Source organism: Desulfitobacterium nosdiversum, assembly GCF_049860565.1.
Lineage (GTDB): Bacteria > Bacillota > Desulfitobacteriia > Desulfitobacteriales > Desulfitobacteriaceae > Desulfitobacterium_A > Desulfitobacterium_A nosdiversum.
Genome location: NZ_CP172056.1, coordinates 882,537 through 905,422, shown reverse-complemented (window position 1 = coordinate 905,422; position 22,886 = coordinate 882,537). Strand labels below are relative to the sequence as shown.

Here is a 22,886-nt window from a genome sequence, read left to right as displayed (position 1 = left end):
AACCATTGATCATTTTCACATTAATTATAGAAAAGATTATACCACTAATCATTAATAAAAATAAAAAAATGCAAAAAACAGTATTTTCAATATATGAGCTATATAACAGAAAAAACGTCATTTTAGGTCATTAGAATTGAGAAGGAATATAAATTTTAATCTAGAATTCTATGATAATACAATAAATCAAGGTTAGAAGGAGTTTGCATGAAATTGCTTAAGTTGAACGATCAAGCAAAAAAACAATCTCCATATTCGCCTTATCGTTGGTATGTTCTATCTATCACAACTTTAAGTATGGCTTTTACTTTTGCTGTATGGTCTGCGCTTTCACCTTTAGCACCTATTCTTCAACAGGATCTACACCTCACTCATACTGAAATAAGTATTCTTATCGCTTTGCCTATTCTTTCCGGGTCAATCTTGAGAATTCCCATAGGTATATTAACTGACCGTTACGGCGGCAAAAAGATTTTTGCCGCCCTCTTATTATATACTCTTATACCCATGTTTGCCCTTGAAACCTTTGTATCAACCTATCCCCAGCTTCTCGTGTGGGGTTTATTACTTGGTGCGGCCGGGACCTCTTTTGCCATAGGCATTCCTTACCTGTCTAAATGGTTTCCTCCTGAAAACCAGGGATTAGCACTTGGTCTATTTGGTATGGGTAATGGAGGAACGGCTATTGCTTCCTTCTTAGCGCCTCAAATCGCTCAAAACACAAATTGGCATTTCGTTTTTTTCTGGTTTTCACTCCTAATCATCCTAGCTCTCTTTCTTTTTCTCACCATAAAAAAAGAACCCAGGCCGTCATCTGAAACGATTTCCTGGTTAACCTATAAACAGATATTATGTTCAGATGTTAAAGTCTGGATTCTTAGTTTTCTCTATTTTGTGACCTTTGGTCTCTTTGTCGCTTTTTCCAATTATATTCCCAAATTAGTCACAGACGTCTTTAATTTGCCAAAGACCTACGGCGGCTCTCTTGCCGGTATCTTTGTAATTTTGGCTACCTTAACCCGACCGCTGGGAGGATGGCTGTCTGATCATATCGATGCGAAAACCATTCTGTCGATCGTCTTTGCCATTCTTAGTACGATTGGCATCGTTCTATCCCTTGATCTTTCTCTACCTCTATTTTCCATTCTATTATTCGTCATAGCTTGTGCTGCGGGAACAGGCAATGGAGCCGTTTTTAAACTGGTTGCTCTTTATTACCCTAAATATACAGGAATTGTTACGGGAATTGTCGGAGCTGCCGGCGGGCTAGGAGGTTTCTTTCCTCCTTTAATTCTAGGTCTATGTAAAGATCAATTTGATACTTATGCCTATAATTTTATTTTCTTGAGCATTTTTGCTCTACTTTCACTTTACTTAAACCAGAAACTTAGGAATCAGCTCTAACTTTAAAGTGAGCTACCTGTTGGGTTAAGCCCCCAGCCAATCGCGATAAATTAGAGGTTGACTCATAGACATTTTCCATGGAAGTCAAAGTCTCTTCCGAAGCGGTAGCAACGACCTGAGCTGCTGCCGCTGAACTTTCAGCAGCTTCCTGAACTTGTTTTACTTTGTTATGAATTGTTTGAGTACCTTCGATTACTCGGCGAATTGCTTCTGTTACACCCACGGATTTTTCATCAACAGATGAACTTGCATCTAAGAGTCGAACAAAGACTTCTCCTGCCGACTTAACAATTTGGTGTCCTTCCTGAAACTCCTGATTCCCGGTTTCCATAGAATCGATAACTTCCTTCGTTCTCGCTTGAATTTCAGTAATGATATTCTGAACATCCACAGTTGCATTCGAAGACTCCACTGCGAGATTGCGCACTTCGTCGGCGACAACGGCAAATCCTCGGCCTGTTTCCCCTGCTCTTGCCGCTTCAATCGCTGCGTTCAGGGCCAGCAAATTCGTTTGATCGGCAATTGTCATGATGGTTGAAACAATATTCGTGATCTCTCCTGTTTTTTGGCCTAACTCCTGTATTTGTTCCATTGCCAAGTTGATTTTAGATGCAACACAATCCATTTTTTGATTCGCTTGATCTAAGATTTTATTGCCGTCTTCTGCTTTTCGGCTTGCATTATTCGCAGTACTTGTTAATTCTTGTGCTGACTCAAACACATTGCCGATAAACTCACCGATACCTTCAATCGTAGTTTGAATAGACTCAATTTCTACAACCTGATTTTTAGATCCATCTGCAATGTTTTGAATCGTTTTCACCACTTGTTCTGTTCCGCTGCTGGTTTGGTCGGCGCTTCGGCTCAGCTCCCCTGCAGCATTCTCGACGAGCTTGGAATTTATTTGAATCGAATTGACCAAAGCCTTTAACTTTTCTAACATTAGTCGGTAGGATTGATATAAAACACCAATTTCATCTTCATCCTTAACTTGGCTGACTTCTATCACCAGGTTCCCTTCAGCGAGTTCCTTCGTTTTTTGTGATAGATTGCGAATCGGTCGGATAATACGGGATTCCGTTAATATCCAGGCTATGCTTACCAAAAGCAAGTTGAGAAAAGCAAGGATGAGCTGAATATAGATTAATCGCTTCGTTTTCGCTTTACTGTCTGCTTCATATAATCCCGTAACCGTATTCATTTGATTAACTAGCTCCAGATTATGCTTATTTATATAATCAAAAGCAGCAAACTTTTGTTCTTTTGCATTATTTCCGGCAACAATTTGAATCTTTTCATAAAAAGGCTGCCAGGCCTCTTGTCCTTTCTTTAATTCCGCTAAAATGTTGCTCTGAGTTGTTGGTATTAAGCCTAGTCCTGTATCGCCCTGGCTAAATCCTTTTAAAGTACGGTCAAATAATTTTGCTGTTTCGTCTAAGATTTTTCGGGATTCCGGAGTATCTGCATCGTATATAATAAGGGCCGCTTCTTTACTCATCTTTTGGGATAACATTCTTTGCTTGCCGGCTAGGTTAATATTAACCGCATCCGGTTCCTGTGCCTTAAGAAACGTCTGCATAACACCAAAAGCTGAAACATTGAGAGCCAGAAACATCAGAAAAATAAATCCGAGTTTAAATCTTAGTCCAATCCGCATAATTATCCTTCCCCCATATTTCTAAATCTAACTGTTCAAGTCTTACCACTCACCATCCTTTTCAACCCTGCAGTACTCTAGTTTATAACGAGGCTGCATACTAATCGGATCAACTCTAAATGATGTAAGATGGTTGGCAGCTTGTTTCAAATGCCGCTCTTTGGGATCTAAATCTCCAAAGTGGAATGGGACAAAGATGGAACCTTGTGCAATATCAGATGTCACTTTTGCCCTTACACGAATCCAACCGTTTTCTGTAATAATTCGGACCCAATCCCCCGACCGAATCTCAAGTTTAATGGCATCTCTTTCTGAAATCTCAGCAAAACCTTCGGACGAAAGAAGATTAAGTTCGGCAATACGTTTCGTTTTCGTTCGACTATGAAATTGTTCCCGAATGCGGCCTGTATTTAAAATAAACGGATATTTGACCCTGCTCTCAGGATTTCTCAGGTGTTCAGGGCAATCAAGGCTTTCTTCCTCAATAGCCCAAAGTAAAGCCCGACCGGACTTCCTTGGAAAGACTCCGTCTTCATACAGACGGGATGTACCTGGATGGCTTAAGTCAGGGCAGGGCCACTGTATGCCTTGTTCTGACTCAAGCCTTTGATAGTTCATACCGCTCATATTGACCGGACACCCTCGGGACAAGCGTTTCCATTCTTCAAAAACAGCTTCCGGTCCTGACCAATTAAACCCATCATCAAAACCAAGACGTTTAGCAATTTCCTGGATGATCCATAAATCCGTTTTTGCGTCACCTGGCGGGTCTAACGCTTTCCTTGCCAAACTCACTCTCCGTTCACTATTGGTGAATGTACCCGTCTTTTCACCCCATTGAGCTGCGGGCAAAAACACATCGGCATACGTTCCTGTTTCCATAGGATAATAAACATCTTGGACGATGCAAAAGACCTTATCCAGCTGCTTACGCGTCCATTCCTGGTGAGGGAGGGATACGGCAGGATTCGTAGCAATATTCCAAAAGAGCTTAACCTTTCCCAGCTCAATATCCTTAAAAATTTGAAGAATACTTTTTGAAAATTGAGGCAATCGTTCAACGGGTATGTTCCATAACTGAGCAACTTCCTTCCGATGCTCCGGATTATCCCACCTGCGATAACCGACTAGAGATCCTCCCCCGCCGACCTCACGGTTGCTCATTGCCCCTACCTGCCCTGTTAAGGATAGCGGTGTACTTCCGGTTTTCCCTATTTTCCCGGTTATTAAGTGAAGATTACAGATTAAATTAACGACTTCCGTACTTTGATTGCTTTGATTAACCCCTTGGGCAAATATCGTCGTTACGGCCGCACTTTGCGCAAAGCGTTTGGCGCAGTCCATGATCTCTATCGTTGACAAACCCGTTTTCTGTGATGTTACCTCAGGTGTGCACTCCTGAACACTCTCTGCTAACTTATCAAATCCCTCTGTATGTTCTGCAATAAATCCTTCGTCAATCCATTTTTCACGGATTAGGATATGAGTAAGCCCCTTGAGAAAAGCCACATTACTTCCGGGCAAAATTGCCAAATGAGCATTGGATTGTCTTGCCGTAACCGTTGCCCGTGGATCTACGGTAATCAAATAGGCACCGCGCCTTTCTTTGTTCCGGAAAATGCGGAACCAAAGATTAGGGTGCATTTCGGCTGGGTTACAGCCAAATAGCAAAAGAAAATCAGCAATATCTAAGTCCTCATAGCAGCCAGGCGGCCCGTCTTGACCAAAAGAACGAATGAAGCCGCTTACTGTAGACGACATACACAAGCGGGTATTTGCATCGAGATTGGGAGTCCCAATATAACCCCTAGCCAATTTACCAATTGCATACTGTTCCTCAAGCGGTAAGAGTCCACTGCTGTAAATCGCAAGTCCCTCCGGGCCTTCGTTCAGTAATACCTCACGCATTTTCTCGATCACAATATCCAAAGCCTCGTCCCAAGATACCTTAACCATTTCTCCATTACGCCGAACCATGGGGACAGTCGCGCGTTCAACCGTCAGCGCTTTCCACTGATAGCGACCTTTAAGGCATAAACGTCCCTTGTTGACAGGGGAATTCTTATCTCCGCGAACACTGACAATCTGAGAATTCCGGATTCCAAGGTATAAACGGCATCCCACCGCACAATAGCCGCATGTCGATAAAATCCATTGATCAATTTGTTCAGGGAATTCCATTCCTTCGTACGTAACGTTATTTTCTTCATCGAGTAATTCATGCATTGCCTTTAACATTTCGGGAGCATTCATATTTCTAATCCCTTCAGTCCAAGTTTATTAATCTTTTCATAAAGACTGGAACGCGGAATTCCCAAAAGCTTTGCTGCTTCTTTTTTATTTCCCCCGCTCTGACGTATCGCGCGAATAATGGCTTCCTTCTCAGCCTGGGCGATTGTTTCCACCATACAAACTCGGGAAGAGTGTTTAGAATCGCGGCAGAACTCATCGGGAAGGTGTTCGCAGTCAATTAGAAATTCATCCTCCCTCAACATATTAAAGGCATACTCTAAAATATTTTCGAGTTGACGAATATTACCGGGCCAAGAATTCTCCAAAAAAAGGCGTTCAACCTTGGGATGAATTCCATCGACTTCCATCCCATATTTTTGATTAAGATTTTCGATAATCCGGCTAACTAACAGTAAAACATCTTGACCTCTATCCCTTAAAGGGGGTAAGTGAATATTAATTACAGAAAGACGATAAAAAAGATCCAGGCGAAATTTTCCTTCTTGAATAAGTTGCTGAAGATCTTTATTCGTTGCTGCAATAACACGTACGTCAACATGAATTGTCTTACGTCCACCCACTCGCTCAAAAGAACGCTCCTGGAGTACTCGCAGAATTTTTGCCTGCATAGCTAAGGGCATATCCCCAATTTCATCCAAAAAGAGTGTCCCATGGTTAGCCATTTCTAAACGACCTACTCGGCCCCCTTTAACTGCACCTGTAAAAGCGCCTTCCTCATAGCCAAATAGTTCTGACTCAAGTAGATTTTCCGGAATTGCTGCGCAGTTAATCGGGATAAATGCCTGCTCACTTCGTGAACTGCTGTTATGAATAGCTTGGGCAAATACACCTTTTCCCGTCCCGCTTTCTCCTGTCAAAAGAATGGTCGCCTCGCCTTTGGAAACCCGTTCAGCTAAACGTTTTAACTTTTTCATGGATCCACATTCGCCGATAACTGACCAAAAAGGGGATTGATCAGCAGCCCTCCCCCGCAGCTCGCGCTTACAGGCATCCAATCGAGAGGTTAGCAAATGCAGCTGATCCATAAGTTCAGTTCTTTCGGCATTATCTTTAGGTATAAACTTTATGGCCGCTCCCAGTAACTCCTCTTTGTGAAATAAAGGAGTGATCCGAACAAAAACCTCCTCTTCAGCTAAATGAATCAGCTTTAATTCACTAGGGAGTCCCGTCTTAAGAACTCTTCGCACATCAATTTGAGGAAAACTATCAGCTAAATGATGAAAAAGAATCGAACCCTGATTCTTTAAATTCAAAAGCTCTAAACTTACATGGTTGGCGAAAATGATTTTTCCCTCACGATTAATCAATAAAATCCCTACTGCTACATCGTCAAGTGCTGCTTCATACATTGTATTAACTAAACTATAAGCCTCAAGTTCGTCGCGAACGCCTGCAATACTCTCTGAGCGAACAAAGAAGGCCATAGCCCCGACTAGCTTATTCTCTTGAAGCCATGGAAAATAGTGTGCGGCCCATCGATCTCCTTGCGGCCCAATTTCAGGGCAAACTAACGGTTCACCCGATATTAAAACATTCAAAATCTTCGTATTGGGTAATATATCTGTAATTTTTCGCCCTTCAATGTTTACAAATAATTCACCAAAAGGATTATTCCGACGGTTTGAAGCATAGATAATCTGTCCGGTTTGATCGACTGCAAGAATAATATCTGCTAAGAGCGGCTGCCAATTAAAGGTTGCGAGAATCTCTTGTTGCCAATTAGGCTCCATGAAGCAAAACTCCTATCGCAACAACTTAATATATCGTTTAACCCGACCTTTCTCAAGATCCCACTGGTAGGTATGTCTGAGGATACGCCAAATACCGACTCCGATCCCAGTAAGTCCAATAATAATAGATACGCTCGCTGAATAATAGGATTCTTTACTCAAAAGGATAAATCCCAACTTTAATTCATCAATAGATATCGCTGCAATAAAAACCCATAAAATAATATAAAACGACATTTGTAGTCTTATTTTTCTATTCTTCATTGAGGTTGCATTTCCTCCTGTTGAAGAGTATTCTCCTCAAAATGGCAGTATGCCAGCTGTACATTTAAAACACCTGAAATTTTCTCAATTTCATTAGTGACTAAATGATGAGAACTCTCAAGCGTCTCACTTTCTAAAACCAGAATCAATTTTGATTCCTGCTCCACATGTGCAAAAACATCGATCCCCGATAATTTGCTTACTGCCTCTGAAACAACAGGCAAACATCCACGCTTAACTGTTACAACAACACTCGAAATAACCATAATCTTCTCCTTAGCGTGAAATTGGAACCTAAACCGAAAGAATATGACGGATAGGTTCCTTTTCTTATTGCCACTATAATTAGGAATTTACATCTTTAGGCACATGACATTGCAAGCAATTCGGCCGTTCGGGATGAGTCGTTTGCGGTACTCCATACCCTGTCCCAATGTCGCGATGGCAAAGCAAACAATTTCCTTCCCGGTTAACTAAGGTATGCGGGATTACCGGAGGACTGACCATAGGACCGGCAGCCTGTGCCACAATCGGATCCATCCTGAAAAAGGCAAAGGCTGCCAACAAGCCGGTTACAACGACCGTTCCCAAAAGAATCGGCCAAGAAAACACTTTACTCACAACTACTCCCCCCTTAAGCCTTTTCTATTTTTACAGCACATTTTTTAAAGTCAGGCTGACAAGAGATAGGGTCAAAGGCATCAATACATACAACGTTAATTAGAATCTGATCATCGAAAAAGGGAACAAAAACAGAGCCTTTGGGTGGATTGCCGCGACCGTTAACTTCAATCGGCGCCACAACACTCCCGCGGCGAGAGGTAATCTTGACTTTATCCCCGCGTTTGAGCCCCATCGTTTTGGCATCCGCTTCATTAATTTCGACATAAGCGTTTGGCATTGCATTATTCAATTCGGGAATATTCCGGGTCATTGTACCTGTATGCCAGTGCTCCAAAACCCGTCCGGTACAAAGCCAGAATGGATAATCAGCATCAGGAACTTCTGCGGGCGGTTCATAGGGTCGGGCCCAGATAATGGCCTTGCCGTCGGGTTGACCGTAGAACTCCATTTCCATCCCTTTCTTCACATAGGGGTCGACTCCCTCGATATATCGCCGAACCGTCTCTTTGCCATCAACGACCGGCCAGATAAGTCCTGTTTTCCCCATATAGTCTTCATAGTGTGCCAAGTCTTTGCCGTGGTTAACCGTGAACTGGCGGTACTCTTCCCAAAGCGCCTTCTTCAACTCGGATTCACCGGTTTCTGCACGCTGACCATCATAGGTTTTGGCTGCCGGATAAGGGAACAGCATATCCCCATAGCCCAAGCGATTGGCAATCTGGATAATCTGCCATAAATCGTCCTTAGCTTCCCCGGGAGGTACGGTTGCTTTGCCCAAATGCTGAGTACGGCGTTCCGCGTTCCCGTACATCCCCTCTTTTTCAACCCACATCGCCGAAGGAAAGACGACGTCCGCCAGCTCAGTCGTCCGTGTGGGATACCCATCCGAGACGATAATAAAGGCCTTACGATCCTCAGCTGCCTTGCGATAACGTGCAAGCTTGGGAGAAGACTGGTAGGGATTGGTGCACATGATCCAAAGCACTTTAATTTTGCCGTAGTCGACAGCCCTTAACATTTCCAAGGCGTGAAGTCCGACATTGGGCGAAATCCGATCGACGGGGACATTCCAAATCTTCGCGGCAAACGCCCGATGCTCAGGATTATTAACCACCATGTCAGCGGGCAAGCGATGGGCAAACGTTCCAACTTCACGCGCTGTTCCGCAGGCAGAGGGCTGACCGGTTAGAGAAAAGGCTGTAGCGCCAGGTCTCCCCAGCTGCTTGCTAAGGAAATGGATATTATAGCAAAGGTTATTTGCCCAAGTTCCGCGAACGTGCTGGTTAAAGCCCATTGTCCAGAACGAGAGAACATTTTTCTTGGGATCGCCAAACAAATGGCCCAGTTCGCGAATTTTATCCGCCGGAACACCGCTGATTTTCTCAACATACTCCGGAGTATATTTAGCTATAAAAGCTTTATAGTCTTCATAGGTCAATGGGGAAGCAACATCGGCAAATTTAAACTTATCCTCCAACCCGTAACCAATATTCTCCAGACCTTTTTTAAAATTAAAGTGTTTGCTGACAAAATCCTCATTGACTAAATTCTCCGTGATGAGAACATTCGCAATTCCGTTCAAAACTGCTAAATCGGTTCCGGGAATAAACTCCAAATGGGTATCCGCGACTTCGGTCGAACGGGTTTTCCGGGTCGCAATATCAATCAGCCGCGTTTGCGGTTTGCTGATTTTATGGTCTGTCACCCGTGAGAACAGCACCGGGTGCGTCTCAGCCATATTATTTCCCCAAAGGATAATGACATCGGCATGCTCGATATCCTCATAGCAGCCAAAAGGTTCGTCCTTATTAAACGTCGTCATGAACCCGGTCACAGCACCCGCCATACAGTAACGCGCATTGGGATCAAGGTTGTTCGTGCCAATCCCCGCTTTAAATAATTTAGCGGCCGCATATCCTTCCCAGATATACATTTGACCGGAGGCGTACATCCCTACCGAATCCTTACCGTTCTTTTCAATCGATTCTTTATATTTTAAAGCAACAAGGTCTAAGGCCTCTTCCCAACTTGATTCGACTAACTTGCCCTCTTTACGAATCAAAGGCTTAGTCAAACGATTTTTCCCATAGAGGATGCGCGAAACATAATAACCCTTGACACAGTTCAGCCCTCTATTCACAGGGCTCTCGACATCTCCCTTATTGGCAACGACTTTGCCGTTGCGGACTCCAACCATGACCCCACAGCCTGTTCCGCAGAAGCGGCACGTTGCCCGTACCCATTTATCAACTTCGGTCTGTTCAGTACCGAAGGTCAATTGTTCAGTTGCCGCCTTTTGCGTTCCGCAGCCGACGACCGTAGACATCGCTGCCGTTGCCGCAGCCGCCTTTAAAAATGACCGCCTTGTTAAATCCATATAAGAACACCTCACTTCAAATCAATGGTTTGTTCGGGTTTTTGCGGCTGAATTCCTATAATTTCAGGCTGAATTGCCTTCGTAGGGCAGATCTCAATACATTTCGCACATTTGATGCATTCAGAAGCATCCAGTCGAGGTGATTTTCCCTCCAGTGCCTTTTGCAATGGAGCCTCCCCCATGGGACAAACGGCAGCACATTGGCCGCAATGAATACAGCTTTTGGCCTGGAGCCTGACCTGGAGAGGACTGATCCTCCCAATAAGTCCATAAAAGGCACCTAAGGGACAAAGGTATCTGCAAAACCCGCGGCGACTGACCGTTAATTCAAACCCGATCAGAATGAAAATAAAGATAATGCTTAGTCCAAAGCCATAAAGAAGATTCCGAAGCAAAATCCCAATCGGTGAAATCGCTTCAAAAGCGGGGATTCCCAAGATTAAACTCAGGATCAGCACAATGACTAAAACCCAGTATTTTGTCCGAACGCCTAGGCTTACATCCGGTAAATTGAAACGTTTTCGTAAATAATCAATGGGTTCAAGAAGCGTATTGACAGGGCAAATCCATCCGCAAAAGGTGCGTCCTCCCAGAATCCAATAAGCAAGCAAAATCCAGAGCGCTGCAAAGCCTAACGTCGAGGTCAGTCGATGTTGGGCGAAGACAATTTGCAGAACAGCAAAGGGATCGGCCAACGAGATGCCAAAAATTCGGCTTGCACTGAGTGTTCCAATTACCCCATGCCATCCTGTAAGCGAACTTAAAAACAAGGCAAGGACAGCAAGTTGTACAAGATGCCGAATCAACGACCACATTCTCTTCATGAGCGTCACCCTTTCCGGGGCTGAACTTTGATTGCCGCGTTCTGAACAGGACAAGCTTTCTCGCAAATTCCACACCCTACACATTCCTCTGGATTAACATGGGGACGGAACTCAGCATGATAATCCGTTTTTTCATTATGCAGAATCTCTAAAAAAATAGCCTTATCGATTAAAGGACATTTACGATAGCATATTTCACAGCGCATACCCTTCCACGAAAGGCAAGCCTGCTCATCAATAACCGCGGTTCCCATGTGAATATCCTGATTTTTCCGAATCGGTTGCAGGGCACCACTTGGGCAAGTCGCTACACAGGGAAAGTCACCGCAAAGCTGGCAGGGATTCTCCCGGGCGACAATATAAGGTGTCCCTGCCGCCTGTCCCACGACATCTGTGGCCATTTTGATCGCCTGATGAGGGCAATCCCTTTCACAACGCCCACAACGGATACATGTTCCAGCAAACTGCTCTTCCTCGAGGGCCCCCGGAGGACGAAGAAGCTCCTTTTGGACAACTTTCTTTTCATTTTCCATCAGGGCATAGGCTGTAGTACCCCCGAGCAGTGCCCATGCAGCACGTAACCATACCATGAATCTCACCTTCTTTATTTCGTTCGGGATAATTATGGTTAAAAGTTAATAAATCGTAAGATAACTTAAAATAGCACAAAGGATGATAATCCCCGCTAATACGGCAAAAGCAACTTTACGATCGGCAAAACGCCTTGACGGTTGACGGTCAAGCCAGGGTACTAAAATCAAGGCGACAAAAATAGCCAGCACAATAAGGATTCCTGCGAGTTTGCTGGGGACAAGCTTCAAGATTTCAAACATCCAAAGGAAATACCATTCCGGTTTAATATGTTCCGGTGTAACCAGAGGATCAGCGGCTGCTCCCAGACCGTGCGGGGAAAGTGCCGCGAGAACAAAAATCCCTCCAATGAAGAATAAAGCTAAGGCCAATTCCGTTAAGGCATGGTTCGGGAAAAATGGAATGGGTTTTAGCGGCACACGGTGCGGGTTCTTTTCCAGAATCATTCGTCTTTCTTCAACGATCATCCGATAACATCTCCTTTCAACCTACGGTTATTACCGCTCCTACAGCTCATCGGAAATTCCTTGAATGCGAATCATGATAAAATGCCCGAGCATAAAGATTCCCGCCAGAATCGGCAAAACCATAATATGAAGAACATAAAAACGGGTCAATGTATAAGCCGTTACGTTCAAGCCGCCCCGTAAAAAGAGCATTAACGGATGACCGATCAAAGGGATTCCCCCCACAATTTCGGTACCTACCACGGATGCCCAATAGGAAAGCTGATCCCAGGGCAAAAGATATCCGGTAAAACCAAAAGCCAAGGTCAGGCATAAGAGAACGCTCCCGGCTAACCAGTTAAGCTCACGCGGCTTTTTAAAGGACCCTGTATAGAAAACACGAAACATATGCAGAAAGACCAGGATAATCATGATATTTGCCGTATAATGATGGATCGAGCGAATGATTGTCCCGAAGGAAACCTCTTGCATGATAAATTGGACGCTGGTATACGCTGCCTCCGGCGTCGGGCGATAATAAAAAGCGAGACAAATCCCGGTAATCACTTGCAGCAAAAAACTTAGAAAGGTCAAACCTCCGAGACAATACATCGGATTTAAGGCATGTTGAGGCACCGGATGATTCTTGAATCTCTCAATCGAATCACCGACTTCAAAACGCTCATTAAGCCATTGCGACATTCCTTAGGCCTCCTTTTCTTCGATCTGAATTTTGTCATTGTCCTGTACAGTGACTTTCAGCGCAATCAGGGGTTTAGGAGGCGGGCCATCGATATTTTTTCCCTCGGCGTCAAACTTACCCCCATGGCAGGGACAGAGAAAAATCTTTTCGTTTGGCTCCCATTCCACCGTGCACCCTAAATGAGTACACCGACGGTAAAACGCAATATAGTCTTTATCACTTTTCTTCATCAGCACGGCTGAGGTATTATTATAATTAAAATTTTTAACACTTCCGGCTTCTAACTCAGCTACCCCGCTTAGAAGCATCGGTTGAGGCGGGGCCGTTAACGAAGCAGGCGGTTCCAAATACTTACCTGTTGCCCCCAAAGGAATTGTCAACGCTGCCGCAACAGGTGCAAGTCCCAGCAACCCAATAAAATGCCGGCGATTGACTCCCTGATTCTTTTCTTTATTGTCCATCCTCGAATACCTCCTCTCCCCCCCGGCTTGGCCATAAGTAATTTTTCCAGACGAAAAGGGATAGACCGGATACCATGAGCAGAATTCCCATGAACAAAGCCATGGCCCGGGTGTCCGCAAATAGTGCGCCTTGGATGAAAAAGCCAACAGCCAGAACGGCCAACACCCCGAAATAGATAAGGGCTTTTGTTACTCGATCCAAATCGTTATTCATTCCTTTCCCTTCCTTAGTCACTATTTATTGAAATACTGAGTCTAGGCATACGAATGAAGTCCTGTTAAAAGGTAATTAACCCCGATAAACGTAAAGAGTACCGCCAAAAATCCCAATACCGACAGCCATGCAGAACGCTTACCTTTCCATCCATACATGAGTCGGGCATGGAGATAGATCGCATATATAATCCAGGTGACAAGGGACCATGTTTCTTTAGGATCCCATGACCAATAGGTCCCCCACGCATAATTCGCCCAAATTGCACCCGTGATGATGCAGAGGGTGAGCAGCGGGAAACCGAGCTTAATCATTTTATAGCCGAGATAATCCAAACGTTGGAGTTCGGGAAGGCGGGCGTTTAACTGCCCTTGAGGCTTCCGTACCTCTAACCGCTGTTTAAGCAAATAAAGAATTCCAATTCCAAAGGAAACCGCCAGCGCCCCGTAACCCATCATTGCCGTAATCACATGAAATGTCAGCCAGTTGCTTTTTAAAGCGGGTTGAATCGAAGTCATGACGCGTTCGTTCCCACTCATGAAGAACACGACAAAGGCGAAAAGGAAAAAGGCACTCGGCATGACAAAGGCACCGCCCAGAGACAGCTTGAAGCGATTCTCGATGAGGAGATAAACCATCACGATTCCCCAAGCAAACGTGAGAATGAATTCGTAGCCGTTCGCTAAAGGGGGGCGATGGGCAATCGCCATGCGCAGTAGAATAGCAGCCGAATTCGCCATCAATCCAGTGATTGCTGCATAGCGGCCAAATAATGCGAAGTTTTGCTTTGAAAACGGCAGATAGAGAATATACGCAACCATAGCAATGAAATAACCTGCAAACGTAACATAAAAAGCAATTTGCTCCCACTGCGTCATGCTCAATTTTGCCAATCCTCCTCTAGCCCATGGATTATCTTGCGTTTAGGTCCTTTTTGAATATCCTGTACGAGGTCATCCAGTAATTCCTGAGCTCCTTCCAGACCGGCAGCACTCGTTGCCCCCAATACGATTCTAGATTGGCCTTCCCCTTCAATCACAAACCAGATATGGCATGACTTAAAGTAAAAGGCGAGAATTAAGCCGAAAACGAGAAGTGCCGAACCCAGCCATATCAAAGGAACTCCCGGATCCTTTTTTATAACAAGTTCTGTAAATTGAACAGGCCCTGTGAGGACAATATCCCCGAAATTTGGAATCGTAGCTTTTTCTCCCTGATTTAAAGCTCCCGCTTGTAATGGCGTAGGACTCTCTTTACCTAAAATTTGATAATTCACTGATATACGTCCCGAGGATACTGTTATCGAGTCCGCAATAACATATAGCTCCGTGCCGGGAAGTTGAAAATAATTTTGGGCGTGCTCCTGCAAGGCAAAATTAACCTTCTTACCTTGAGCCGTTGTAAAAAACAACGCCCCCTGCCCATATGAGGATTGATAGAACGTAACCCCCTTATAAACTAATGGATGATTGACACTGAGGACTTGACGTTTAACTTCTTTCCCGTTTTGAAGGATGCTCAAATCGGTATACCAATTTTCTCTTAATCCCTGGGAATCAAATTTCTCGGTTGCTGAGTTAATCCGAAGTGTCCAGTCCTCCTGGATCTTTCCCTCTTCCATTTTGATTTGGTTTAAGGGAAAGGTTGCTCCCTCATATGTTCCAAAGAATCCTTTGAAACCGGACACATGCCCGATTACCGTACCCAAAATCAGAATAAGGAAACTGAGATGGACAATAAATGATCCCCAAACCCCAATGCGTCCCTTTTGCGCCCAACCGTTTAAGGTTTCTTCCTCCGGCTGAAGCTGATATTGGAAGTGTTTTGCCTTTAAGGCCGCCTCAAGGTTTTTCTGAAAATGACTTTGCTGCATATCGGTCATTTTATGATGGACTGGGAGTTCTTCGATTTGTGCAGCTGTTTTATATAGGGGAACCTGCTTAAAGACTTTTAACGCTTTGGGGAAACGGTGGATTGTACAGGAAGCGAGATTAAGGCATAAGGCAAATACCAATAAGCGATAAAAGAAACTGCTGTATAAATGCGTAATCCCTAATCTTTGCCAAACCGGGTTGAGTGCTTCAACCTTATCCGGCGCAAAACTCTCTTGAGGTATAACTGTCCCCACAACAGAAAAAACGGCAAAGAGGATGAGAAGGAACACTCCGACCTTCATAGAGATGATAAAGTTCCAGATTCGCTTAACAGGCTTTTCCATTTGAATTCCACCTCTGTCGTTTTTAAGGAGGAAGGGATACCCTTCTCCTTCTTCGAAAGGTATCTCATCCTCTATGTTAAATTAGGAAGGGGCTATTGTTTTGGGCTCATAGCTTGAGTTGCTTTCATTTCTGCCTGATGTCCTAGATCAATCGCTTCACCCAGGACTCTTAATGCTTCGGTCGGATTATGGAAGCCGGTACTATTTTCAGAGGCAACAAAATCCCAACGGAAACTTGCATCCCTGTGAAGTTGACGTGCTTCTTCTAACAGCTTTGGATCAGCTTTTGGGTCATTGGTTGCTTTCTTAATGGCATCAATCGCTGCTACAATTGATTTTTCTGCAGCCATCTGTGTTTGGTTGGTTTTGTCTTGAACATCGATGACTTGTTTTTTGAGGTAATCTTCAGATTGTTTATGACAGCTTTGACAAGACTGGGAAATCGTGTTTAGAGGGCTCTCCCAATGGTGCGAGGAAATTTTACTTTGTCCCTCTTTAACATATGGCATATGGCAGTCTGCACAGGATACTCCATTTGCAGCATGAACACTACTCGAAAACATTTCATATTCGGGATGACGGACTTTTGCCATCGGAGTCTTTGTATCCGGCATAGTCCAATCCGAGAACTTTTGATCATTTTCATATTTTGAAATTTGATCAACATTCATGCCATTCGCCCATGGGAAAATGACTTTATTGGTTTTTGGGGCAAAGTAATAAGTAACGTGACATTGACCGCATACTGCACTCCGCATTTCTTGACGGGTCAATTGGTTAGGATCTTTCCCCATTGCTTTTAGTCCTTCAATAAAGGCCGGACGTGTAATCTTGAGATCCATAGTTTTAGGATCATGGCAATCTGCACATGAAACAGAGTAATGCATCTTGTCCTTTAAGGAGTCAAAGGAAGCGGTGTAATAAGCATCACCCATTTGATTAATAAGGCCGGGGACCTCTGGACCTTTACACGTCCAACAGGAGGCACTGGGTTTTTTACGCTTTGTATCGAGGACATCCTGAATCGCATAAATATGGCCACGATCCTTAGTGTAGTCCTGACCAAAACCATATCCGGAAAATAAAGTTTTAAGCATCGGATCCCGTTCCAAACGGTCAAATTTTGCGGATCCTCCATACTTACTATTACCCTGAGTCATTTCTTTGTTTTTTAAATAACTCGCATATTGATCTGGATAGTACTTCCCCCAAACCTCTGGGTTCAGTTCTCCCTCAGGAATACTTTTGACCGTCATATTAGCTGCCGGGGCTGACGGTTTAATGCCATAACCAATTGCTAGTCCTAATGCGAGCACAAGGACGGCCGCTCCCGTGAAGAGCAAGACTTTCTTATTCATTTGTTAACCTCCTTTTTCCTTTAGTTTCCATGTGGTATGTCGCGATGGCACTCAAAGCACTGTTTTCCACCAGAAGTTTTGATATTTTGTACGGTTGTACTATGACAGCGAATACAATTGTTTTGAATAATGGACTTGCTCATATTTGTTGTTCTTATTTTATCTGGTGGCCCGACCACATTAGAATAAATGTCCTTGCTCCCCGAGTACGCCTTGTAAGCGAGCATTTTCACTACATTATCATTAGGCAGATGACAGTCCTTACAATTAGCCTGGGGTGATCGGTGAACTGTATGAAACGCCTTTTCTTGCTGTGGTTTCATGACATGGCATTTTGTACAGAACGTATCTGTCGAGGTATATTCAACCCCTTTCCATCCAGCTATTGGAATTACTATAACGACTACCCCTATCAGTATGAGTGCTTTTAAAGACATCCATTTACGCACGTTTACCCTCCTCTCTTTCCAAAGTTATTGAGTTTACTTAACCAGGCGGGGCCGTTCTCTTTTATGATTTGCAAATTTCATGCCATATTTTAGAATCAAGCTATTGTGCTAACTTTCCTAATTTAACTTTATAAATCTGTCCTAAACTCCAGATTTTGTGTCTGGAAATCCATACATAAAAGGAATGTCGCAAAACTACTTTTCTTTATGGGACCGTGTAGAAACTTTGTTTTCTTACGGCCCTCTTTTTTTCTGCTTATCCTTATCCTATATATTTGATGGTCGATTTAATCAACGCACAAAAAAACCTCGTATCTTTATTGATACGAGGTGACGAAAAAATTTAGGATTTTTTACTCTGGCTTTCTGTTTGATCCTTCTGGCCTTCCTGACCTTGTTTACTCTGTTGTCCTTGCTGACTTTGCTGCTGCATTTCTTTTTTTAGCATTTCAGGAGGAATGGTTCGATTTTGCTCACTCGTACTTTTTTCTGTACCCAGGACCTTACCTTGTGAGTCAAGATACTCTCTTGTAATAATAGTTTGTACTTTTTCAGTGACTTTTTGCGCCCCCTGAGGAATGTTTGCTCCTGTACTTCCACTCTGTCCCTGGCTTTGACTCTGGCCGGAGCTGCTTCCTTGATCCTGTCCTTTACTTTGTCCCTGGTCCTGCGATCCTTGGCCTTTTGGATCATTGCTGCCCGAAGTTCCTTGATCCTTTTTCGCTTGGGTCTCCGCTTTTGCAGCTGTTTCCGCTGCCTTAGCATAACTTTTTTGAACTACTGCTGCATTTTCAGGAGTTACGGACTTTACAGGGATAATCTTTGCCGGAACTTCTCCCTGATCGCCTGTCACAGATTCATTAATATCTAACGCTGACTTATTAAGAATCTTTTGTGCCCACTGAAAAGCATTGACTCCTTGGATATAAGGAGAAGTATCAATATCTGCAGCTTGAATTCCTGTTGACATCCGTTGTAAGGACTGAAGATTAGCCTGTCCTCCAATCAACAAGACTTTCTTTTCTAATTGCTGACTTTTAAGTACTTCTGCCGCTTGTACCGCCAGCTTTTCATTCTGCGCAATAATTGCCGGAACCTTGCCCGAATTTTTTTGAAGGAAATCTGTTAAACTTTGTCCAGCGGCCACCTCCGAACCTGAAGGACTAGAAATCGCATGAACAGTTAGCTTTGAATTCTTGCTTAAGGCCTGCTTGATTGAAGCTAACATTTCCTGGGAAGAACTATCACTCGGATCCCCTTGCATAACAACAATCTGCCCTTCGCTTGCTTTGCTTAACACTGGTTCAGCCATCAGTTTACCTTTTTCTTGTGGATCAGGTAATATAATCCCTGCCGGTTTAACTCCACCTGGCAATTCATTTAAAGCCACAACAGGAATGTTGCTGGACTGGACAGTTTGCAAGATTTCAGGGTTTCCGCCTTGATAAATGAGCACTTTTGCCCCCTTCAGATCAGAAGATGATCCCTGCTTGCTCCCGCTTGAGCTCTGTCCCTGGCTTTGACTGCCTGAGCTTGAACCCGAACTGCTGCTTCCCTTCGAGGTTTGTCCCTCAGAGCCGGAAGAAAGTTGTCCTCCTCCCTCAGAGCCGGAAGAAAGAACTTTAACATCCATGTTTTCTTTTTGGGCCATATCCTCTATACCTCTTAGAACAAGTGCCTTATTCGGATCCTGTTCATTTAGGGCTACGGCAATGACCTGCTTTTGCTGTGAAGTACTTTGAGATTTTTGCTTTTTTCCCATTAAGTCTTGAAGACTACATCCTGTTAAGGTTAAACTAAGAAGAAAAGCAAAAATAATCAGGAGAATTCTTTTCATGGGACACGCTCCTTTCCAGGCTCGAATCCAAGATTAGTTTTCCCCTGTTCGATTTAAAAATGCGTTAAAGGAGACATCAATAATGAGTGGATTTTTGATTCGGTTATTAATTAACGCCTTAGCCTTAATTATTACGACTTTTTTTGTGCCCGGGCTACATCTTGCCGGTGTAACGGCAGCAATCTATGCGGCCTTGGTATGGGGTATCGTAAATACCCTTATCCGGCCAATCTTTTCTTTTTTTACCTTTCCCTTGCAAATTCTATCTTTGGGCATTTTTACATTAGTCATCAATGCGCTTATGTTAGCTCTGACTGCAAAGCTTGTTTCGGGATTCAATATTTATAGTTTTTCATCAGCTTTCTTTGGCGCCATTGTTTTAAGTATTGTCAGCATGATCCTAACTCACCTATTTAAATAAAATAAACGTGTAATCAAAAATGTGTTTCTTAGATCTGTTCCCAATTATTTTCTCCATTTTATTTAAACTGATACTTTTAGTTTTAATTGAGCTCTTTACAATGTAAGAGCTCAATTTTTACTCTTATTAGCTTATTTCAGGCCCTCGAGATCTCTTAAAATTTTCGTCAATAATTCATCACGCAGCTGATCAACGCGTGAAAAATCATTCACTTCCATATATATAGATTTTAAAAGCTGCCTTGCATCCTGGAATTTGATAAGAGAGGATTTTAGCTCTTCGCTGAATGGACGATCCAACCCTTGATCCGTCAATTGTTCAGGGCTGCCTTGCCATATTGCAAGGTTTCTCTGCGGAAAGATAATCCCGATAATTACTTCCGGATAAAGCGGATGAAGTACGATGTCGATAACCTGCCCCAATTGCTCTGCCTCTTTAAGTACCCAATCCATGGCATCCGATGTTTCCTTACCCTCCAACCGGATTTGGTCATAATCCGTTAAATAATGCGGTGCGAAATTGAGCCAGCCTTCACTGTCCAGTCCGTGAAGGAAAAATGATGTTACCTTGCTTTTTTGTAGTTGACGCAAAGCCCCTTGCACCTTACTCCAAGGTCCGTCTTTTTCTTCATCTTGATCAATAGACAAATAGATATTCTTAAGCCAAGAGCGACCTTGGGGTTCAGGCTCAATAGTCCTCTTTCCCCTAGCCTTTTCACCGAACTCTTCAGCAAGTCGCACTCCAATTTCTTGCTGAAGTTTTTTCTCTTCATTTTCCAGCCCTAAGATACGCTCACGCTGATGCTCTAGTTTTTGAGTATCGCAGAAAGGGGTAAAATCAACAAAATGTTCAATAATCCCAGGCGCTCTCCATCTAAGTGGGGCAACCTCATACTGATCAAGCATTGCTAAATTGTTATTGCGAACATTAAAACCTGCCATAGAGTCTGGATCGCGTGCGGAGCGCATAAAATCGACCTCATAGCCCCGATCAAGAATTTCTAAACCAATCATTTTAATCATGGTCGATTTTCCGGTCCCAGGCCCACCCATGAGGACATAAGTACGTTCCCATTCCGACATCATATTTGGCAAAAAAGATATGTAGCCACGGTTAGTAACACCTTCTGCAAAATAATGACGTACCCCCGGTTTTTGAACCATGTCCTTCCCTCCCATTTTTTTGCTCGCCGTAGTTTATGCAGGCACAAGTGGAAGGGTCACTCTTTCCACAACTAATGTTTCACATAGGCTTAATCAAAGATAAAATATTTGTTGCTTGAATGCTTACTGCCTTTATTGGTGATGCAGATATAAATTTACGATAAATAAGCTAACCGCAATAAGAAAAATATCAAGTATTACTGTAGAATAAATTACTCTGCGCTCTCTCATTTTTCTATATGATAAATAGCCAAGTATACTGATGCAAAGTATATAAAAAAATATAAAAACCAAAGAAATAACTAGGTAGGAAAAATGAGATAATGCGGCATTATTTAAAGACCAAATATACAGGATACTCCATCCGAACGCTAAAAGCATATCCTTATTCGTACCTTTTTGAAAATACGGGGCATACTTTCCCTTTTGAAATAAGTAAATACTTCGGATAATAGGGTAAACATATAAAGCGATCAAAATTGCAATATAAAAGTAGCTCGGCATTTTTTCTCTCCTCCATTTTTCGAATTTCTTTATATTTAATTATTCTTATCCTCGCTTTATTCCATATTATAACATTTGTTTGAAGGATATTCCTTTAGATTATTATAGCTTGATAATACAAAAGAGGTTATTAGCAGCAACCCGCAATAACCCCTTTTGTGTTATCTATTTATTTACTTTATTTTGCTCCGCAGGATTTGAACCGCTTGGGTTAATTGGGAATCATAATTTCTATCCGTCGGTGAAATCGTGGCCTCTTCGCCCTTCTTCAGTTCGGCTTTCACATCCGGTTCGATTCCTTTTTTATGAATATCCACTTTATTCGGGGTTAAGTATTTTGCTGTTGTCAATTTTACACTTGTTCCGGAATCAAGCGGGAAAATGGTTTGAACAATCCCTTTGCCAAATGTTTTCACCCCAACGAGTGTTCCCGTCCCCTCATCTTTGATTGCACCGGAAACAATTTCTGAAGCAGAAGCGCTTTCCTCATTGACTAAGACAACAAACGGTTTTCCCAAGAAATTACCTTCCGCCGACTTTGTCACTGTTCGTCCTTGATTATCCACAATGTAAACAACAGGACCCGGTTTGACAAAATAACTGGCAACCCCTACTGCGGCATCAAGTTCCCCGCCATGGTTGTACCGAAGATCAAGAACGATACCCTTGTATTTTGACATATCCATGTTTTTGAGTACGCTTGCCAATTCATTCGCTGTATTTGTTGAGAATTGAGAGATGTCAATATATGCAAGATCAGAATTTCCAGGCAAGGCTTCACCTTCAACCGTCGGTACTGAAATAGGTTCCCGTGTTAAAGGTACTGTCAACGTTTTCTTTGCACTATCGCGGTAAACAACTAAAGTTACCTTAGTGCCTGGATCACCGCGCATCAAAGAAACTGCTTTTTCCTGGTCAATCGTCGTTGCATCTTGACTATCGATCTTCATAATCACATCACCCGGTTCAAGTCCCGCTTTTGCCGCTGGTGTATTCTTTATAGGACGAAGAACGGTAAGTTTTTTCGGGTCTTTAAGGCTAAGAATTATGCCGACTCCCCCAAATTTTCCTTCGATTTGTTCCATTAACTGAGCATTTTCCTGCGCATCCATATAAACAGAATAAGGATCTCCCAAAGAATCTACGATTCCGCGAGTCGCCCCGTCAATGAGCTGGCCAAATGAAGCTTTCTCTAAATAATCCCCTTGTACAAGCTGGACAACTCGAGCAAGCCTTCCCATATGCTGGAGGTTCGCAACAATGAATCCGCCTACGGTAACCGTAAAGATAATACTGATGACTCCGAAGGAAATCCCAACCTTCTTCAAAATTGCTTTCCAATCTCTGTCCTGCAATGTCCTAACCCCTTCCTACCTCTGCACTGAAGC

22 protein-coding genes are annotated in these 22,886 nt (G+C 43.3%); 2 read left to right on the top strand and 20 right to left on the bottom strand.

The genetic code is table 11. The features are described 5' to 3' along the window. The first annotated feature begins 207 nt into the window (after positions 1–207). On the top strand, positions 208–1,404 hold the full coding sequence (locus tag ACHOLT_RS04475) for an MFS transporter (RefSeq protein ID WP_425806057.1): 1,197 nt from the start codon (positions 208–210) through the stop codon (positions 1,402–1,404). Here ACHOLT_RS04475 and ACHOLT_RS04470 read toward each other — a convergent pair. The 18 genes from ACHOLT_RS04470 to ACHOLT_RS04385 all read right to left on the bottom strand — a co-directional run bounded on the left by ACHOLT_RS04470 (position 1,388) and on the right by ACHOLT_RS04385 (position 19,410). After that, positions 1,388–3,061 (bottom strand): methyl-accepting chemotaxis protein, encoded by a 1,674-nt coding sequence (locus tag ACHOLT_RS04470; protein ID WP_425806055.1) that lies wholly within the window; start codon positions 3,059–3,061, stop codon positions 1,388–1,390. The genes ACHOLT_RS04475 and ACHOLT_RS04470 overlap by 17 nt on opposite strands. A 42-nt stretch (positions 3,062–3,103) precedes the next feature. Further along, complete coding sequence (locus tag ACHOLT_RS04465) at positions 3,104–5,314, bottom strand: molybdopterin oxidoreductase family protein (RefSeq protein ID WP_425806054.1); 2,211 nt, start codon at positions 5,312–5,314, stop codon at positions 3,104–3,106. Continuing rightward, positions 5,311–7,044 (bottom strand): sigma-54 interaction domain-containing protein, encoded by a 1,734-nt coding sequence (locus ACHOLT_RS04460; RefSeq protein ID WP_425806053.1) that lies wholly within the window; start codon positions 7,042–7,044, stop codon positions 5,311–5,313. Before ACHOLT_RS04460 ends, ACHOLT_RS04465 begins: the two co-directional genes overlap by 4 nt. 12 nt (positions 7,045–7,056) lie before the next feature. Beyond that, positions 7,057–7,308, bottom strand: coding sequence for a hypothetical protein (locus ACHOLT_RS04455; RefSeq protein WP_425806052.1), 252 nt, complete (start codon positions 7,306–7,308; stop codon positions 7,057–7,059). Next, a complete protein-coding gene (locus tag ACHOLT_RS04450) occupies positions 7,305–7,574 on the bottom strand; it encodes a chaperone NapD (RefSeq protein WP_425806050.1) in 270 nt (89 codons plus the stop codon). Before ACHOLT_RS04450 ends, ACHOLT_RS04455 begins: the two co-directional genes overlap by 4 nt. 79 nt (positions 7,575–7,653) lie before the next feature. Then, on the bottom strand, positions 7,654–7,929 hold the full coding sequence (locus tag ACHOLT_RS04445; protein WP_425806048.1) for a hypothetical protein: 276 nt from the start codon (positions 7,927–7,929) through the stop codon (positions 7,654–7,656). Between the two features lie 13 nt (positions 7,930–7,942). Continuing rightward, positions 7,943–10,309, bottom strand: coding sequence for a molybdopterin-dependent oxidoreductase (locus tag ACHOLT_RS04440; RefSeq protein WP_425806046.1), 2,367 nt, complete (start codon positions 10,307–10,309; stop codon positions 7,943–7,945). A gap of 11 nt (positions 10,310–10,320) precedes the next feature. Then, entirely contained in the window at positions 10,321–11,133 is an 813-nt protein-coding gene (gene napH / locus ACHOLT_RS04435) for a quinol dehydrogenase ferredoxin subunit NapH (protein ID WP_425806044.1), read from the bottom strand. Between the two features lie 5 nt (positions 11,134–11,138). Next, a complete protein-coding gene (locus ACHOLT_RS04430; RefSeq protein ID WP_425806043.1) occupies positions 11,139–11,723 on the bottom strand; it encodes a 4Fe-4S dicluster domain-containing protein in 585 nt (194 codons plus the stop codon). A gap of 45 nt (positions 11,724–11,768) precedes the next feature. Further along, positions 11,769–12,191 carry a cytochrome b subunit of the bc complex gene (locus tag ACHOLT_RS04425; protein ID WP_425806042.1) on the bottom strand — a complete coding sequence of 141 codons (423 nt, stop codon included), beginning with the start codon at positions 12,189–12,191 and terminating at the stop codon, positions 11,769–11,771. A gap of 39 nt (positions 12,192–12,230) precedes the next feature. Beyond that, positions 12,231–12,872 carry a cytochrome b N-terminal domain-containing protein gene (locus ACHOLT_RS04420; RefSeq protein WP_425806040.1) on the bottom strand — a complete coding sequence of 214 codons (642 nt, stop codon included), beginning with the start codon at positions 12,870–12,872 and terminating at the stop codon, positions 12,231–12,233. Positions 12,873–12,875: 3 nt separating this feature from the next. Next, positions 12,876–13,334, bottom strand: coding sequence for a ubiquinol-cytochrome c reductase iron-sulfur subunit (locus ACHOLT_RS04415; RefSeq protein WP_425806038.1), 459 nt, complete (start codon positions 13,332–13,334; stop codon positions 12,876–12,878). After that, positions 13,324–13,569 carry a hypothetical protein gene (locus ACHOLT_RS04410; RefSeq protein ID WP_425806037.1) on the bottom strand — a complete coding sequence of 82 codons (246 nt, stop codon included), beginning with the start codon at positions 13,567–13,569 and terminating at the stop codon, positions 13,324–13,326. The genes ACHOLT_RS04415 and ACHOLT_RS04410 overlap by 11 nt, the downstream gene beginning before the upstream one ends. Before the next feature lie 20 nt (positions 13,570–13,589). Beyond that, the gene (ccsB, locus tag ACHOLT_RS04405; protein ID WP_425807883.1) at positions 13,590–14,426 is read right to left on the bottom strand and encodes a c-type cytochrome biogenesis protein CcsB; all 837 of its coding nucleotides are present in this window, start codon (positions 14,424–14,426) and stop codon (positions 13,590–13,592) included. Positions 14,427–14,428: 2 nt separating this feature from the next. Beyond that, entirely contained in the window at positions 14,429–15,766 is a 1,338-nt protein-coding gene (locus ACHOLT_RS04400) for a cytochrome c biogenesis protein ResB (RefSeq protein WP_425806036.1), read from the bottom strand. A 92-nt stretch (positions 15,767–15,858) separates the two neighbouring features. Beyond that, on the bottom strand, positions 15,859–17,124 hold the full coding sequence (locus ACHOLT_RS04395) for an ammonia-forming cytochrome c nitrite reductase subunit c552 (RefSeq protein ID WP_425806034.1): 1,266 nt from the start codon (positions 17,122–17,124) through the stop codon (positions 15,859–15,861). 20 nt (positions 17,125–17,144) lie between these two features. After that, a complete protein-coding gene (locus ACHOLT_RS04390) occupies positions 17,145–17,573 on the bottom strand; it encodes a cytochrome c3 family protein (RefSeq protein WP_425806033.1) in 429 nt (142 codons plus the stop codon). 343 nt (positions 17,574–17,916) lie between these two features. Then, a complete protein-coding gene (locus ACHOLT_RS04385) occupies positions 17,917–19,410 on the bottom strand; it encodes a sugar ABC transporter substrate-binding protein (RefSeq protein WP_425806031.1) in 1,494 nt (497 codons plus the stop codon). Between the two features lie 82 nt (positions 19,411–19,492). Here ACHOLT_RS04385 and ACHOLT_RS04380 point away from each other — a divergent pair, with 82 nt between their 5' ends. Beyond that, entirely contained in the window at positions 19,493–19,831 is a 339-nt protein-coding gene (locus ACHOLT_RS04380) for a phage holin family protein (protein WP_425806030.1), read from the top strand. A 131-nt stretch (positions 19,832–19,962) separates the two neighbouring features. Here the strand turns inward: ACHOLT_RS04380 and ACHOLT_RS04375 are convergent, their stop codons facing one another. Then, positions 19,963–20,994, bottom strand: coding sequence for a hypothetical protein (locus ACHOLT_RS04375; RefSeq protein WP_425806028.1), 1,032 nt, complete (start codon positions 20,992–20,994; stop codon positions 19,963–19,965). A gap of 677 nt (positions 20,995–21,671) precedes the next feature. After that, positions 21,672–22,853, bottom strand: coding sequence for a S41 family peptidase (locus ACHOLT_RS04370; RefSeq protein WP_425806027.1), 1,182 nt, complete (start codon positions 22,851–22,853; stop codon positions 21,672–21,674). Between the last annotated feature and the right edge of the window lie 33 nt (positions 22,854–22,886).